Raw genomic sequence first — 15,501 nt, 5'->3', positions numbered from 1 at the left:
TACGCTTATCCACCCTACAAAACCGGCCCGCTGTAGGGTGGATAAGGCGCGCCGCTCGGTGTCAGGGACCCGGCACGCCGGTCGTGCGCGCCGCATCCACCAGGGGGGCTGCGCGATGCTGCCCAAATTTGGAATTGCTGTGGACGCAACGCAACGGGTGCGGTCCAAAGTGATGTGGTCGCAGACGCGCGTAGGATGGGCAGAGCGAGAGCGATGCCCATCCGGCCACCGCGATGCTTGAGGATGCATGGGCATCGCTCTCGAGAGTGTGAGCGTATTCGCTCCGAACCCGAAAACATCGCAATCCTGTAGGTTGGGGTGAGGAACGAACCCCAACATTTCCGCTTGTCCAAACTCTCTCGTTCTGTCCATCCTACCGAAAGGCCCGGCCCAAACCAACCACATCACTTCTGACACGCCCTTGGCCGCAAGGTGCGCGAGATTGCTCGTCCAAGCCCCTCAGGGAATCGCGCGCACGACACCGCCGTCGACGCGCAGCGCCGCGCCATTGGTCGCGGACGAGGCCGCGCTGCAGGCGTACAGGATCATGTTCGCGACCTCCTCAACGCTGGCGAAACGCCGCAGCAGCGACGAGGGTCGGGTGGTTTCGAAAAACTCCCGCTCCATTGCCTCAAAGGCGACTCCGCGCTGCCGGGCGATCTGCTCGACAAAGGTCGCCACGCCCTCGGAGCGCGTCGGCCCCGGCCGCACGCTGTTGATTGTGATGCCGGTGCCGACGGTGGTCTCGGCGAGGCCCCGAGCGATCGCCAATTGGGCGGTCTTGGTCATGCCGTAGTGGATCATCTCCGCCGGGATCTGCACCCCCGACTCACTGGAGACGAAGACGATCCGGCCCCAGTCGCGCGTGCGCATCCCCGTGAGATAATGCCGCGACAGGCGCACCCCGCTCATGACATTGGTCTCGAAGAAGCGCAGCCAGTCCGCGTCGCTGATCTCCGCGAAGTCCTTCGGCTCAAAGATGCCGAGATTGTTGACCAGCACATCCAGTTCCGGAACGGCGCTGATCAGGGCCGCGCAGCCCTCGGCATGCGACAGATCCGCCGCGACCGCCCTGACCTGTGCGCCCGGCACCTGCGTACGGATATGCTCCGCCGCCTGGTCCGCGCGCGCCTGGGTGCGCCCGTTGACGATGACCTCGGCCCCCTCACGGGCGAGGCCCAGCGCCGCGGCGAAGCCGATCCCCGCGGTCGACCCGGTGACCAGTGCCTGCTTACCTTGAAGTTGAAGATCCATCGTGTTGTCCTCGTTGGTGGTGTCGGAAGAATGCGGCCTGCTTGCCGGATTCAGCGGAAAATTCGGACGGCGCAAGTGCCATAATGGAAGCGGTACGCGATGATCACCAGGTTGGTCTCAGTCGCGCGACAGACCAGGCGATGGGTGTCATCGAAATGATCCAGCAACGCCACCACCATGATCAATTCCATCCCTGAACCGACCAGTCTCCCCTTCGATTTCAGCAAACTCAAGGCCCGCTGGGACCTTGAGCGCGCGCAGACCCGGATCGCCTCCGCGCGACTGGAGGCTCAGGTCCGTCTGGCCGCGGCCCCGATCCTGCATTCCTATGGTGTGACTCGGGCCTACCTGTTCGGCTCCATCGCCGCGGGTCGGGCCGGTGCCCAGTCAGACGTGGACCTGCTGGTGTTGGGGGTGAGCGCGGCGGCCTATTGGGACCTGCGCCGCGATCTGGAACAGGCACTGGGGCGGCCCTTGGACCTCTTTACTCAGGATGACGACCCGGTGTTCGTCGCGAAAATCATTGCGCGAGGTCAGGTGATTTATGGCACGCACCCCTGAGCTATTGTGCGCCGATGTGCGCGATGAGCTGGCGAAGATCGCGCGTCTGGAATGTCTGTTCGCCTCCGCGGAGCCCCACCTCGCGCTGCCCGCGGAGGCGGTGAGCGACTACGATCGCGGTGCCATCGGCTATCTGCTGCACAATTTCTACAACGGCTGCGAGAACATTTTCCGTGCCATCGCCGCCTTCTTCGAGAACGACCTGGGCGCCGGGAGCTGGCACGCCGACCTGCTACGCCGCATGCGTCTGGAAATCCCCGGCTACCGCCCGGCGGTCATCGACGCGGAGCTGTATCGGTTACTCGATGACTTTCGCGGCTTTCGCCATGTCTTCCGCAACTGTTACTCGTTTGAGCTGGACTGGGATCGCGAACGGCTGGTCGCCTCGCGGTTCCGGCGTGCCGCGGCGCTGTTGCACGTCCAAGTCAACGGCTTTCTGGGGCAGATCGAAGGGTTGACGCCTTAGGCGCTTCGCGGCACCACTCAGGCGCCGTTCGAGGTTTGGCTCCCTTCCGAACAAGGCGCGTGCCCTCGCGTCTGAACGGCCGGCATCTCTGCGGGCCTCTGTAGATCGTGCGATTCCCCGGGACCACCCTGACCGATGCCGTCGTCAAGCACCTGATCGACGGTGTGCCGGCCCGTATCACGGGCGTGGCGCGGACCTTCGGGGCTGCTACAAGTACCGCAACAAGATCGGTCTTGACATGTCCGTAACTCTACCGTACATATTGATGCGGTAAAAGGAGATTGATCATGCTCGTCGCATCCAACCGCACCGCGCGCCTTGAGGCGCGGATTGCGCCCGAGGCGCTGCTGCTCGTCAAACGCGCCGCCGAGATCCAAGGGCGTAGCGTCAGTGATTTTGTCGTTGCCGCCGCGCAGGAAGCCGCGCACCGCGCCATCGAGGAGACCAGCATCATCCGTCTTTCCGCGGATGATCAACGGCGCTTCGTCGATGCGCTGCTGAGTCCCCCGACTCCGACGCCGGCGCTGCTGCGTGCCCAAGAGACCCACGCCCGACTGTTCGGTTCAGAGTGACGGCGCCGTTTCGACTTGAAGCGCTGGCACCCGACCATGACCGGACCGGCTTTGCCTGTGGCGTCGAGGCGTTGGATCAATACTTTACGACCCGCGTCACCCAGGATATGCGCCGCCGATTGACGGCCTGCTATGTCGCCATCGCGTCCGCAACATCACGGGTTGCCGGGTACTACACGCTGGCCGCCGCGGGCATTCCCTTATCCGACATGCCGGAGTCGATTGTCAAACGTCTGCCGCGGTATCCGTCGATACCCGTGGCGAGGCTCGGTCGCTTGGCCGTCGATCGGGACTATCAAGGCCAAGGTCTTGGCAGCGCCATGCTCTGGGATGCGGTCACGCGGGCCGCGCGTTCGGAGGTGGCGGTCTTTGCCCTGGTGGTTGATGCCAAGAACGAGCATGCAGAGGCATTTTATCGTCGCCAGGGTTTTGTGCCCTTCGGCCTGGTCCCACGGCAACTTTTCCTTCCGCTGAAAGACGTTGTGAGCGGACGGGGTTGCGCTGGAGATTGACAGTCCTAGGTTGAAGCCTTGGACTCCAAATGAGCATTGCTGGCCGGAGCGATGATCAAGGCCGCCGCGGCGAGCGTGCCGCGACTCAGTTTTGGTCTGCCAATTTCTCCCGCACACTGGCGATCTTTTCAGCCATCCGCTGCGGGCGGTCGCTGCGGGTGCCAATCGTGACATTGGTCGAGATACGCGGCACACCCATTGCGTGCAGGGTCTCATGACAGCGCTTGATGGCGTCCATGACGGGTTCCCAGTCGCCCTCCAGGTTGGTTCCGTTGGCATGCAGTTCGTACGTCAGTCCGGTCGCGGCCAGGACGCGTTCGCAAGCCGCAACATAGGCCGACAGCGAGGTACCGGTGCCGATGGGGATGACCGTGAATTGTGCGATGACGTTCATTGGTTAATAGCGGATCTCTCTGGGATCGAAGTGTTTAGTATTTGTCTTGGTGTTCGGCGAGCGGAAACAAGGGCTGTCGATCGTCCTGGCAAAGCGTAACCTCAATCCGCGCCGGGTGCGCTGGTCCGCGTCTGATCACACCGCAAAGGGGCCCTTGCTGTTCGACCCCGCCGCGTGCCCGGCCTTGCGGTCGGCACGTTATAAGATATCATGTCGTCCTGCCTGCCGGTCTTCCGGTGCCTATATCCTACTGAGTTTCCATGTTCCTCGCCCTCCGCTTGCTGGTTCCGATGATGCTCGCAAGGGCTCGCCCGGCCGCCCTGGTCGTGTGCTGTATGGTCGCTGCGAGCGGGCTCGGGCTGCCTAGGCCTGCCTGGGCCGCCGATCCGGGCGGCCAGCCGCTGTCGGTTTTCACCACCGTGGTACCGCTGGCGACTTTCGTCGAGCGGATCGGCGGCGATCAGGTGCGGGTGCAGGCCCTGGTTCGGCCCGGCCAGAACCCCCACGCCTATGAGCCGAGCCCGCGTCAAATTGCGGCTCTGGCGGACGCGGATCTCTATGTGCGGGTCGGGATGTCGTTGGAAGACGCCTGGCTCCCGCGCATTCGGGCGACCAACGCGCGGATGCGGGTGCTGGACGCCCGCGACAACATCCGGTTGCGGCCGAGCGACGTGGTGCAAACGATTGATGACTCGCGGGGTCTTGCCGACCATGACCATGACGGCGGGGCACCGGACCAGCATCAAGAGCCGTCCCACGCGGATCACGGCCACGAAGCCCTGGATACCCATGTCTGGACCAGTCCGCCGCTGGTGAAGTCGATGGGGGCGGGCATTCGCGATGCGCTGATCGCGCTGCGGCCTGAGCAGGCGGATGCCTTCAGGGCGAACTATGACCGTTTCGCGGCCGATCTGGACGCCCTGGATGCCGCGATCCTTGCCCGCCTGGCCCCGGTCAAGGAGCGCCGTTTCATGGTGTTCCACCCGGCCTGGGGCTATTACGCGGAGACCTATGGGCTGACTCAGGTGTCGGTGGAGTACGAGGGTAAGGAGCCCGGTGGGCGCGCCCTGGCGGGGCTGATCGATGCGGCGCGCGCCAACGCGGTCACGGTGGTCCTGGTTCAGCCGCAGTTCAGCCCGCGCGCGGCCGAGCAGATCGCGGCGGCCATCGGCGGGCGGGTGGAGTCCGTGGACCCGCTCGCCGCGGACTATTTCGCCACGTTGCGGCGGCTCACTGACCTGATTGCCGGGCCGGCGACACCATGAGTCCGACCTTGCATCAGGCGCCAAGTCAATCCCTGAGTCAATCCCTGAGTCAGGCCGGGAGCGGGTCACTGAGCCAGCCGGTCATCGCCGTCGAAAATCTCGGCTTTTCCTATGGCGACAACCCGGTGTTGGTCGGTGTCGATCTGGTGATCGCGGCGGGTGAGTTCCTGGGGCTGGTGGGGCCGAACGCCGGCGGCAAGAGCACCTTGCTCAAACTCATTCTGGGGTTGTTGGCGCCCCAGACCGGGCGTATTCGGGTGCTCGGAAGACCCCCGCGCGAGGCGCGCCGTCAACTGGGCTATGTGCCCCAGTACCCGACATTCCCGCGTGATTTCCCGATTTCGGTGGAGCAGGTGGTCTTGATGGGTCGTCTGGGGCTGGGCTCGCAACTGGGCTGGTACCGCCCGGCGGATCGGGTGGCGGTGCGGGCGGCGCTGGCGGAAGTGGAGGCTCTGGATCTTGCGCCGCGGCGCATTGGAACCTTGTCGGGTGGTCAGTTGCAGCGCGTCCTGCTTGCCCGTGCGCTGGTCGGTGAGCCGCGGATACTGATCCTGGATGAGCCTACGGCCAACATCGATCAGCGGGTGGAAGGTGATATCTTCGAGTTGCTCGCGCGCCTGAACGCGCGTCTGACCATCCTGGTGGTTTCTCACGACATCGCCTTCATCTCCGGCTATGTGAAACGGGTGGCCTGTCTCAACCGCACCTTGATCTGCCATCGCACCGAGGCGGTGGATGGAGATCTGCTTCACCGTCTCTACCACGCGGATGTGCGCGCCGTGGCACATGGGCATTGACCATGAGTGAATTCATTACCGCTCTGACCGACCATGCCTTCCTGCGCACCGCGTTGCTCGCCGGTCTGTTGGCCAGTATCGGCTGCGGGGTCATTGGCACTTATGTGGTGGTCAAGCGCATCGCCTTCCTGGCCGGGGGGATCGCGCACTCGGTGCTCGGCGGCATGGGGGCCGCACTCTACTTCGGTTTCGATCCGCTGCTGGGGGCCTTGATCGCGGCCCTGGTGTCGGCCCTGATCATCGGCGGCGTGCGGCTCGCCTGGAGTGCGCAGGAGGACACCCTGGTTGGCGCCCTCTGGGCGATCGGGATGGCGGTGGGTATCCTCTTTATCGCCAAGACGCCGGGTTACAGTACGGACCTCATGAGCTATCTGTTCGGTAACATTCTGCTGGTCCCGCAACGAGACCTGTGGCTGATGGCCGGGCTGGATCTCGCCCTGGTGTTGACCGTGGCGCTCTTCTACCGGCAGTTCCTGGCCGTGAGTTTCGACGAGGAGTTCGCCCGTCTGCGCGGAGTGCCGGTGACCTTTTTCTATTTGCTGCTGCTGTGTCTGGTGGCGGTAACCGTGGTGTTGCTGATTCAGGTGGTGGGCCTGATTCTGGTCATCGCGCTGCTGACCCTGCCGGCCGCGGTGGCGGGTCATTATGTGCATTCGCTGGGGGGGATGATGGTGATCGCGACCTTGCTCGGGATCGGCTTCACCTCCGGTGGACTCGCCCTGTCGTATACGCCCGACTTGCCCGCCGGGCCGACGATCATCCTCCTGGCCGGGGCTGTCTATGTGGCCTCCGCCGTGCTGAGCGGGTTGCTGACCCGGCGGCGCGCCAGGCGTCTCGCCCAGCGGCCCGTTCCCGCGGCGATGCCTGCCGTGGGCGGTATCCTCGGTCCGGCGGGGCCAAACCCATGACCGCGCCGCGCGCGGAGATCGCTCGTGCCGAGGTGATGTGCCGGGAGCGCGGGGTTCGTCTCACCGACCAGCGGCGGCGGGTGTTGGAGATCCTGTGCGCGGCCGGCCGGCCGGTCGGCGCTTACGAGATCATGGATGCCATGCGCGAGGGTCCGCGGGTCGTCGCCCCGCCGACGGTTTACCGCGCCCTGGAGTTCCTGTTGGAGCAGGGCCTGATCCACAAGATCGAGAGCCTGCACGCCTTCGTCGGGTGTGATCACCCGGAACACCCGCACTCCAGCGAGTTTCTGATCTGTTTGGAGTGCGGCGATGTTGCTGAACTCAAGGATGACGCGGTTGAGCGCAGTCTGGCGAGCGTCACGCGCGAGAGCGGTTTTCTGCCCAGGCGCCGGGTCGTCGAGGTGATGGGGATCTGTGCGCGCTGCGCGCGCAAGGAGGAGTGTGCACGCAAGGAGGAGGCGGATCGCGTGCGAGGGCTTGTCGACTAGCCCCGTGTCCTCGTGGAGCCTGTCATGGCCAGTCGAGTCGCAAAGAGTGTTGTTCTCGAAAAAAAACCCCCGCCGCATCCCGCGGCGGGGGTGTCGCCGTGCTTGGTCTGGTAAGGAATGTGCGTGACCGCGGGTGCGCGGCCGATCCGTCCCTGGTTTACCGGGTGGCGACAGGGTGAGTATGGCCGATCGGTCGGCCATAGCCTGTCGGGAATCACCGTCGCGTAGTGTAGGAATTGTCCGACACGGGGGACCGATTGCCGTCGTGCGCTTCGCCCTCTATCCTGGCGACTATGAAAAACACCCAGCATGATCTCTATCCACCGCTGACGCCCTATGCCACCTATGAGCTGCCGGTCGGTGACGGCCATCGGCTCTATCTGGAGGAGTGCGGGCGCCCCGATGGCATCCCCGCGGTCTTCCTGCACGGCGGTCCGGGCGCCGGCTGCGAGGCCGCGCATCGGCGCTTTTTTGATCCGCGTCGCTACCGCATCATCCTGTTCGATCAGCGCGGGTGCGGCCGTTCCACCCCCCATGCCTCGCTCGCCGCCAACACCACCTGGGATCTGGTGGCCGATCTTGAGCGCATTCGTGAGCGGCTCGGGGTCGAGCGTTGGCTGGTCTTCGGCGGATCCTGGGGGTCGACCCTGGCGCTGGCCTACGCCGAAACCCACCCGGACCGGGTGCTCGCACTGGTGGTGCGGGGGATCTTTTTGTGTCGGCCCTTCGAAATCCGCTGGTTCTATCAGGAAGGCGCCAGTTGGGTATTTCCCGACTACTGGGAGGACTTTCTGGCGCCGATCCCCGTGTCGGAGCGTTCCGACCTGCTCGCCGCCTATCACCGCCGCCTCACCGGCGCCGACGAGGTGACACGCATGGCGGCGGCCAAGGCCTGGTCGATCTGGGAAGGCCGGACCGCGACCCTGCTGGCCAACGCCAATATCCAGGCCCATTTCGCCGATCCGCATCTGGCGCTGAGTCTGGCGCGCATCGAGTCGCATTATTTCGTGAACAACGCCTTTCTGGAGCCCGACCAACTGATTGCGAATGCCGGCCGGCTCGCCGACATTCCTGGGGTGATCGTCCAGGGGCGTTACGACTTGATCTGTCCGCTGCGTTCCGCCTGGGACCTGCATCAAGCCTGGCCGGATGCCGAACTCAAGGTCATCGCGGATGCCGGTCACTCGGCCTTCGAACCGGGCATCCGGGCGGCCTTGGTGGAGGCCACGGATCAGTTCGCCCAAGTGCTCGGGTGAGCGGATCAGGATGATCGGACTCTTACAGCGGGTCACGCGGGCGCGGGTCGAGGTGGCCGGCGAGACCCTGGGCGCCATCGGGCTCGGGCTCCTGGTCCTGGTCGCGGTACAGCCGGAGGATACGCCGGCGCGGGCCGAGCGGCTGTTGGAGCGCCTGCTCGGTTACCGCGTCTTTCCGGATGACACCGGGCGCATGAACCGCAGCCTGCGCGACATCGGCGGCGGACTGCTGCTGGTGCCGCAATTCACACTGGCTGCCGACACCCGCAAGGGCACCCGCGCCAGCTTCACCTCTGCCGCATCGCCGACGGACGGTGAGCGCCTGTTCGACCATCTGGTCGCCAGCGCCTGCCGCGCCCATCCGACGGTCGCCACCGGCCGCTTTGGTGCCGACATGCAGGTCAGTCTGGTCAACGACGGACCCGTGACCTTTTGGCTGGAGGCTTGAGATCGAGCCGTCCAGCCGCGAACGGTCCGCACAGCGGACCCTAGGGTAACACCGTGACCAGTAGGGTCCGCTGTGCGGACCGACGACCTGTAGGGGCGACTTCAGTCGCCCCGAGAGTCCCACGGATCCGGCAGGCATGCGCAGTCTGGATGTTATAGCCTTCCTACCTGATATCCGGACAGACCCTTGGTATAGGGGCGGGTTTGAAACCCGCCCCTACGTCCGGTTATCACGTCCGATGGCTATCGTTCCCGTGAATTGCCTTGAGCATCGTTTCGGGCACAGCGAGCACTCGGATTGATCCACCGATGTAACAGATGAACACAGATTCGATCGCACCCGTCTGGGTTGCGCGGCACGGCATTTGGTCATCGCTCCGGCCAACCGGATAGGCTGGACTTGTAGGGTGCGGTGAGGAACGAACCGCACCGCGGACGGGTGGTGCGGCTCGCGTGCTTACCGGCCTTGATCATTAATCCGGCCAGATCCAAGTCGGCACTCGTCGCGGCCGCGACGGGCTGCCGCAACGGCGGGTGGCCGGAATATGATCAAGGCCAACAATAACAGGCTTTTTCAATCGAAGCCTGCCATCTCCGCCTTGATCTGATCAGCAGGATAGTCAACCACCGGGATTCCCAGGCGACTTACAAACTCTCTAAATGAAATTTTCGACATGCGTGCCAGTTCAGCGGCTTTACCAGACGAAAACTCACCGGACTTGAATAGATTCACTGCAAGTGCGACATGTACTCCTTCGCGCAACATCGTTTCATCGAATGGCACGCTAACGAAGAGCGGCTGGCCATGCTTGGTTACCAACGCAAGTTGCCCTGCCTGTGCCGATGCAGCTAAGGCTTCGGGATGCATCTGAAGGTCGTCTACGCTGAAAGCTTGCATATATTTTCCGAGCGGAAATCGGCGGCGCTTACTTTCTGCAAGAGGGTAACCGCAATGTAAGGCAGACAGCGGCAGGGGCACGGCAGGTTGGGCAGGTCTGCGCCTTGGAGTTTGCGAGTTAAGTAAACTGTCCCCGGAATTCATAGTGACCGTTCCCGGTTTCGTTGGATGATGAAACTGACGATGGCTACCTTTCCGGCGAACCTGTATCCAGCCGTCAGACTCGATCCGGGTGATGAGATCTTTGACTTTCATCGTGTTACACCGCCAGGAAAGAGGGGCACGTACTACTTAGGCGAGACCTTGAGAAGTAATTGAGCCTGGCCTTTTTTTACTAATCTGGTTGCGTTACCCCAGGTTGTCTAGGCGGCATGGCCGACGAGGACCACTTCCGTTTTTTCGGCTGCTCGTGCTCCCGTGGCGATATCATGAACGGAACGAACAAGGTCTGCCGAGTAGTAGCGATTCCCGCAAGTATCGCAGATACCTATTGTCACATCTTCCAATATGACAAATTGCGTCTTATGCTTAAATGCTTCTCTTTTCACAACTCTTGCCTGCACCGTACCCCGGCAATATTCGCACTTATACCCGTACATAGCGCGCACCCCTAGCTAGTGATTTCGTAAACCGTGATAATAAGGAATCGTTGGCTGGTCGCAAAACGGCCGACCACGCCAATCTGTATCTCAGGATTGACCGCGGTTCCCTCAATCACGCACTTGATGCCTCGATCATCATCTTTTTCAAAAGTGTGATTTTGCCAATGAGTACCGCGTTTTCAATATCGAAACTTGATTCTGCCTGCTGCGCCAATCTTGCCGCTCTAGATTCCCAACTGTTTCTTGATGAGAAGACACAAGCTGTCCTTCAGTTCCGAGTGCCGAGGTACAGGCGCCTGTTTGCCATTGTTAGGATTAACATATAAATCATGGCGCTTTCCATGACGACTCAGGTAACAGCCAGCGTTGACAAGTTCGCGAATGAAGTTCCCTCGTTTCACGCGGCGTTCACCAGTATTTCCTTTGTCTTGGATTCCGGACGAGAATGCGACAGTTGCTCTTCCATCACAAGAGCGTAAGCATCCCTAATATTATCTTCTAGTTCCTCAAGTGTCTCGCCCTGACTGAAAACGCCAGGTACTTCCTGCAACTTGCCGACATACCAGGCGTCATCAATCCAATACTCAAGTGTGAACTGCCGCTGCATCTTACTCACCATTTGCTTGTGGCTACGGAATCGTATCTCTGGCTTACCACTGCCTACGCAGGTTAAGGCGGCGCGCGCCACCGAGGAAACCGCAAAACAGCATAACTCCAGTTGCGCGTGCTCGCTATTGAAGCGAAGATTAGGCGATTATTCATCTTCTTTACCGCATGGGCTGGAGGCTAGGGGGAAAATCGTGGTCTGTCCCCTATTAGTCGTGGTCCCCTATTAGTCGTGCTTGCTAGGATGCGGCCTGAACGAGAGCAAAGGCCGCAGTTTAGAATGAGGGGCCAGGCTCAATGAAATCCTGCAGAAGGAGCAAAGTCTAATTGAGGCTGGCCCCCTTTCCTTGATCTGCCCCTATTATAAGTACTTCAAGTGAAATATTTGTAGGCGCCAATAATTGCAAAGCATTGATTTAAAAGAAAGATAAATAATTAAGCGCTCATAGCGAATATATTGATGTACTTATGGCTATTACGTGCGGGGAAAATCGTGGTCTGTCCCCTATTACGTGTCCCCTATTACGCTGGTCCCCTATTACGCTGGTCCCCTATTACGCTGCCTACGCAGGTTAAGGCGGCGCGCGCCACCGAGGAAACCGCAAACAGCATAACGCCAGTTGCGCGTGCTCGCTATTGAAGCGAAGATTAGGCGATTATTCATCTTCTTTACCGCCTGGGCTGGGGGTTAGGGGGAAAATCGTGGTCTGTCTCCTATTAGTCGTGTCCCCTATTAGTCGTGGTCTGTCCCCTATTAGTCGAACCCTGATTGCGCGCGCTCGCTCTTTGGGCGTTCGTTAAGCAATATGGTTCTTCGCCGCTGCATGAATTAAATAAACTGTCACCGGAACTCACTATATGCTTCGGCTACTTAGGCACCGCCAACCGAAAGGGGCGGCAACAGATAAGCCACGGCTACGGCGATGGGCGACCTGCTCTCTACCCTTTTCCTTTTCCACTAAGAAATATGTCCTTTAATAATATCTGCAACAGTTCCCGGATTCCATGCTTGACCTCCAGTTGCAGGCCGAATACCTTTCTCGTTTAGCGCGTGCGCTATTTGAATTGGAGATGCACCCTGAACATAATGCTTCTCTATTAACTCCACATGTGAGCGTGCTGGCTCTGCGAGGTATGGAAAATGTGTACCACAGTGCCGACATATTCGTGCGTTAAACTGAATAGCTTCCTGGCACTTCTTGCATTTGGTTATTGCTTGTCGACTTGTGCTTTGCAAGCCTTCTGTTTCTGATGGCAAGAAAGCCACAATAAGTCCGAAAGGCCCAAAAAAGAGACCCACTAGTGCCCACAACAGAACGTCCTGATTTCGCGACTTAGCAATTACGCCGCTAAAGACGGAAAATAATATCCACAGAAGGATGTATTCCATATGGTTCTTTCGTGACCTTTGCTGTACTCGTCTAACGTGCAGCCTAAAGCGGCGCGCGCCTCTGATGATGCTGATAATTAGTACAACGCCCGTGGCGCGCACTCTCATTTAAGGCGTAGGTTAGGCTATTCTTGGTTGTCAAGATTAAACCGCGCCCAAATTTTCTTAGGCTGCACTTTTCCACACCCCGCCGCCGAACCCCTCACGAGGCCGAACTCGAATAAATAAATGTGACTTATACTTCCGGCCTTCCAGGTCACGATAGGTCACTTGGACAGGAAACTCCTCGCCGTACTTGAGCCACTGTTCGTTCGGACTGGTGGACGCAAGGCCAAATGAGGTTACAAGCGTTTCTTCGGGGTGCAAAATCGCGAGGCGGCTCTCTTCGGAAAAAACTGTCTTAATATGCTCACGGCGCTTGGATTCAGCTTGCTCCGCGATAATACGCTCAATGTCTGCTTCGGCTGCGTGGAGTTGGATCAATGTTGCTGGGCGATTACCCGTGTTCTTCAAGAAGAGATTGAATATGGTTATCCCCGCGCCGCCGCTTTCTTCATCGACGTAAGCCGAAACCACGGGCCTATTTGAGTCGCGCCAGTTCTTCCTTGCTATGAAAACGGAAAAAAAGGCGATCAATGCACCGACGGCAGATACGCCTGCTGCAAAGAGTGCTATGGACGCACTGAATTCAGGTGAACCGGGAGTCATGGTTTGCTGGGCCTAACCTGTTCCTAGGTTGGATTAGGATGCTATTGGTCTAGACTGCATGCAGTCTACCACCCAAGTATCCTACCGCGCCCACCCCCCGCCGCCAAGACGACGCACGATCGCGTTGTGTCCGCTACCTGAACGTGCTCGGTTGGCGTACCCGAAACGATCCGATCCGCCGCGAGTGCGTTCGCCGACTGGCTCTGGATACCCTGCATCCCGAGTCCTTGTCACGGTGGATCGCCGAGCACGTGACCGGCCATCTCCAAGAGGTCTCAGGCCAACAGTAACTTGCTGATCCGCAGTTTCGCCAACCCGTCGACATATTGCAACTGCTGCCTGTTGATCCAATTTAGATGATTGGAAGGAAGAGCGTTGGGCGGCATGGGCAGCACCCGGATCACCCGATAACCTGGTTTACCGCTGGTCAACCCCACGTCAACTCCCGCGAGCACCTGCTCGCCGATGCCGAGCCCCGCCAGCCCGGCAACCTCGATTTTCCCCCACCTTCAAGCCTAACAAGGGGCTTCGCCCCCGTCCGCAGGTTACACTAGCCCATCGTGCCGCGACGGGTGCCCATCCGGCGCCCACGCGGCGTCGCCTCATCCACCTTCAGCCACCGGATCCCAGCATGATCTCGCTTCTGGACTACGGCGCCGGCAATGTCCGCAGCCTGCGCAACGCTATTCACGCCCTCGGGTTCGAACTCACCGAGATCGAACGCCCGACGGATATCCTCAAGGCCGAGCGCCTGATCTTCCCCGGCGTCGGCGCCTTTGGGGCGGCGATGGAGCGTCTGCACGGACTCGGATATGTGGAGCCGCTGAAGGCGTATCTGGCGGCCGGACGGCCGTTTCTGGGGATTTGCATCGGTCTCCAGACGTTGTTCGAGGGGAGCGAGGAGTCGCCGGGGGTGGCCGGGCTTGGCCTGATCCCGGGGCTGATCCGGCGCTTCGATGATCCGTCGTTGTCGGTGCCGCACATGGGCTGGAACGGGGTGCGGGTGGAGCAGCCCTCGCCGCTGTTCGCGCAGTATCAGGGGGAGAAGTTTTACTTCGTGCATTCCTACCGCGCCGAGCCTGGTCCGGAGAATGCGGACTGGCGGCTCGCGACGACCGATTACGGCCGCCCCTTTCTGAGCGCGGTGCAGCGCGGTCGGGTGACGGCGGTGCAGTTTCACCCGGAGAAGAGCGGGGCGGCGGGGTTGAAGGTGCTGCGGCAGTTCCTGGCCGGTGAAGAGGGCGGTGCGCTGTCCCCGGCGGCGGTGACTGCCGCGGCGCAGCCGACCCGCTTCGCCAAGCGCATCATTGCCTGTCTGGACGTGCGCACCAATGATCAGGGCGATCTGGTGGTGACCAAGGGCGATCAGTATGACGTGCGCGAGAAAGGGGAGGGCGGGGATGTGCGCAATCTGGGCAAACCGGTCGATCTGGCGCGGCGCTATTACGAGGAGGGGGCGGACGAGATCACTTTCCTGAATATCACCGCGTTCCGCGATTTTCCGCTGGCCGATCAGCCGATGCTGGAAGTGTTGCGGCGGACCTCGGAGCGGGTCTTCGTGCCGCTGACCATCGGCGGCGGTATCCGCGCCTTCACCGATGGTCAGGGTCGGCACTATTCGGCGCTGGATGTCGCGCATGAGTATTTCCGCTCGGGTGCCGACAAGGTTTCGATCGGCTCGGATGCGGTCGAAACCGTGTTGGAGTATCTGGCGCGCGGCGGCAAGGACGGCAGCAGTTCCATCGAACAGATTGCCCGGGTCTACGGCAACCAGGCGGTGGTAATCTCGATCGACCCGCGCCGGGTTTACGTGGACGACCCGGCGGCGACGCGGCATCACACGGTCGAGACCGCGACTCCCGGTCCCCAGGGTGAGCGGTTCTGCTGGTTCCAGTGCACCGTCAAGGGCGGGCGCGAGGGGCGCGATCTGGATGTGGTCGAACTCGCCCGCGCGTGCGAGGATTTGGGTGCGGGGGAGATTCTGCTGAACAGCATCGACCGGGACGGCACCGGGGCGGGTTTCGATCTGGAGATGATCCGCGCGGTCCGCGACGCGGTCGGGATTCCGGTGATCGCTTCCAGCGGGGCCGGACGGGTGGAGCATTTCTCCGAGGTGTTCGCGGCCGTCGGGGTGGAGGCCGCGCTGGCGGCCGGGATTTTTCATCGTCGGGAAGTACCGATCCGGGCGGTCAAGTCCCATCTGGTGGAGCAAGGGGTGGAAACGCGGGATTAAGGCAATTTTCGGGAAAGGATCTGCCGATGTGCAGGGGCGACTAAAGTCGCCCCTACAGACCTGCAATTTTTCCGGGGCCTTGATCATTAATCCGGCCGGATTCAAGCCGACACTCGTCGCGGCCTGGGGCCGCTCCTACCGTAG

The 15,501-nt window shown here is 61.3% G+C and carries 20 protein-coding genes; 11 read left to right on the top strand and 9 right to left on the bottom strand.

Going from position 1 to position 15,501, the window contains the following annotated elements; all coding sequences use genetic code 11:
• Positions 1–459 precede the first annotated feature (459 nt).
• Positions 460–1,254 carry an SDR family NAD(P)-dependent oxidoreductase gene (locus QZY03_RS16270; RefSeq protein ID WP_295582855.1) on the bottom strand — a complete coding sequence of 265 codons (795 nt, stop codon included), beginning with the start codon at positions 1,252–1,254 and terminating at the stop codon, positions 460–462.
• Between the two features lie 50 nt (positions 1,255–1,304).
• A complete protein-coding gene (locus tag QZY03_RS16265) occupies positions 1,305–1,445 on the bottom strand; it encodes a hypothetical protein (protein WP_295582853.1) in 141 nt (46 codons plus the stop codon).
• Here QZY03_RS16265 and QZY03_RS16260 point away from each other — a divergent pair.
• From QZY03_RS16260 to QZY03_RS16245, 4 genes are all read left to right on the top strand, one after another.
• Positions 1,432–1,815, top strand: a complete 384-nt coding sequence (locus QZY03_RS16260) for a nucleotidyltransferase family protein (protein ID WP_295582851.1) — start codon at positions 1,432–1,434, stop codon at positions 1,813–1,815. The genes QZY03_RS16265 and QZY03_RS16260 overlap by 14 nt on opposite strands.
• Positions 1,799–2,281, top strand: a complete 483-nt coding sequence (locus QZY03_RS16255) for an antitoxin (protein ID WP_295582849.1) — start codon at positions 1,799–1,801, stop codon at positions 2,279–2,281. Before QZY03_RS16260 ends, QZY03_RS16255 begins: the two co-directional genes overlap by 17 nt.
• A 287-nt stretch (positions 2,282–2,568) precedes the next feature.
• Positions 2,569–2,853, top strand: a complete 285-nt coding sequence (locus QZY03_RS16250) for a DUF1778 domain-containing protein (protein WP_295582847.1) — start codon at positions 2,569–2,571, stop codon at positions 2,851–2,853.
• A complete protein-coding gene (locus tag QZY03_RS16245) occupies positions 2,850–3,365 on the top strand; it encodes a GNAT family N-acetyltransferase (protein WP_295582846.1) in 516 nt (171 codons plus the stop codon). Before QZY03_RS16250 ends, QZY03_RS16245 begins: the two co-directional genes overlap by 4 nt.
• A gap of 85 nt (positions 3,366–3,450) precedes the next feature.
• Here QZY03_RS16245 and QZY03_RS16240 read toward each other — a convergent pair whose 3' ends face one another.
• Positions 3,451–3,759 (bottom strand): MTH1187 family thiamine-binding protein, encoded by a 309-nt coding sequence (locus tag QZY03_RS16240; protein ID WP_295582844.1) that lies wholly within the window; start codon positions 3,757–3,759, stop codon positions 3,451–3,453.
• Positions 3,760–4,019: 260 nt separating this feature from the next.
• Here QZY03_RS16240 and QZY03_RS16235 point away from each other — a divergent pair, with 260 nt between their 5' ends.
• From QZY03_RS16235 to dtd, 6 genes are all read left to right on the top strand, one after another.
• Positions 4,020–5,024 carry a zinc ABC transporter substrate-binding protein gene (locus tag QZY03_RS16235; protein WP_295582842.1) on the top strand — a complete coding sequence of 335 codons (1,005 nt, stop codon included), beginning with the start codon at positions 4,020–4,022 and terminating at the stop codon, positions 5,022–5,024.
• Positions 5,021–5,821: an ABC transporter ATP-binding protein gene (locus tag QZY03_RS16230; RefSeq protein ID WP_295582840.1), complete on the top strand. Its 801-nt coding sequence runs from the start codon at positions 5,021–5,023 to the stop codon at positions 5,819–5,821. The genes QZY03_RS16235 and QZY03_RS16230 overlap by 4 nt, the downstream gene beginning before the upstream one ends.
• Positions 5,822–5,823: 2 nt before the next feature.
• Positions 5,824–6,729, top strand: coding sequence for a metal ABC transporter permease (locus tag QZY03_RS16225; RefSeq protein ID WP_295582839.1), 906 nt, complete (start codon positions 5,824–5,826; stop codon positions 6,727–6,729).
• A complete protein-coding gene (locus QZY03_RS16220; protein ID WP_295582836.1) occupies positions 6,726–7,217 on the top strand; it encodes a transcriptional repressor in 492 nt (163 codons plus the stop codon). Before QZY03_RS16225 ends, QZY03_RS16220 begins: the two co-directional genes overlap by 4 nt.
• Before the next feature lie 293 nt (positions 7,218–7,510).
• Complete coding sequence (gene pip, locus QZY03_RS16215) at positions 7,511–8,473, top strand: prolyl aminopeptidase (RefSeq protein WP_295582834.1); 963 nt, start codon at positions 7,511–7,513, stop codon at positions 8,471–8,473.
• A gap of 10 nt (positions 8,474–8,483) precedes the next feature.
• Positions 8,484–8,921 (top strand): D-aminoacyl-tRNA deacylase, encoded by a 438-nt coding sequence (gene dtd / locus QZY03_RS16210; RefSeq protein WP_295582832.1) that lies wholly within the window; start codon positions 8,484–8,486, stop codon positions 8,919–8,921.
• A 573-nt stretch (positions 8,922–9,494) separates the two neighbouring features.
• On the opposite strand, the gene QZY03_RS16205 is transcribed toward dtd, so the two are convergent.
• The 6 genes from QZY03_RS16205 to QZY03_RS16190 all read right to left on the bottom strand — a co-directional run bounded on the left by QZY03_RS16205 (position 9,495) and on the right by QZY03_RS16190 (position 13,124).
• Positions 9,495–10,073 carry a UPF0175 family protein gene (locus QZY03_RS16205; RefSeq protein WP_295582830.1) on the bottom strand — a complete coding sequence of 193 codons (579 nt, stop codon included), beginning with the start codon at positions 10,071–10,073 and terminating at the stop codon, positions 9,495–9,497.
• Between the two features lie 107 nt (positions 10,074–10,180).
• Positions 10,181–10,417, bottom strand: coding sequence for a YgiT-type zinc finger protein (locus QZY03_RS32150; RefSeq protein WP_363169870.1), 237 nt, complete (start codon positions 10,415–10,417; stop codon positions 10,181–10,183).
• A 227-nt stretch (positions 10,418–10,644) separates the two neighbouring features.
• Entirely contained in the window at positions 10,645–10,821 is a 177-nt protein-coding gene (locus QZY03_RS16200) for a type II toxin-antitoxin system HicA family toxin (protein ID WP_295582829.1), read from the bottom strand.
• The gene (locus QZY03_RS16195; RefSeq protein WP_295582827.1) at positions 10,818–11,027 is read right to left on the bottom strand and encodes a type II toxin-antitoxin system HicB family antitoxin; all 210 of its coding nucleotides are present in this window, start codon (positions 11,025–11,027) and stop codon (positions 10,818–10,820) included. The genes QZY03_RS16200 and QZY03_RS16195 overlap by 4 nt, the downstream gene beginning before the upstream one ends.
• 957 nt (positions 11,028–11,984) lie before the next feature.
• Complete coding sequence (locus tag QZY03_RS32145; protein ID WP_366935526.1) at positions 11,985–12,416, bottom strand: recombinase family protein; 432 nt, start codon at positions 12,414–12,416, stop codon at positions 11,985–11,987.
• Positions 12,417–12,581: 165 nt separating this feature from the next.
• Positions 12,582–13,124, bottom strand: coding sequence for a hypothetical protein (locus QZY03_RS16190; protein WP_295582825.1), 543 nt, complete (start codon positions 13,122–13,124; stop codon positions 12,582–12,584).
• Positions 13,125–13,755: 631 nt separating this feature from the next.
• On the opposite strand from QZY03_RS16190, the gene hisF reads away from it, so the two are divergent.
• Positions 13,756–15,357 (top strand): imidazole glycerol phosphate synthase subunit HisF, encoded by a 1,602-nt coding sequence (hisF, locus tag QZY03_RS16185; RefSeq protein ID WP_295582823.1) that lies wholly within the window; start codon positions 13,756–13,758, stop codon positions 15,355–15,357.
• Positions 15,358–15,501 lie beyond the last annotated feature (144 nt).

Origin of the sequence: uncultured Lamprocystis sp. (assembly GCF_903933125.1) — a bacterium.
In the GTDB taxonomy this organism is placed as follows: Bacteria; Pseudomonadota; Gammaproteobacteria; order Chromatiales; family Chromatiaceae; genus Thiodictyon.
Note: the sequence above shows the minus strand (reverse complement) of the source record. Positions and strands in the feature narration are given on the sequence as shown.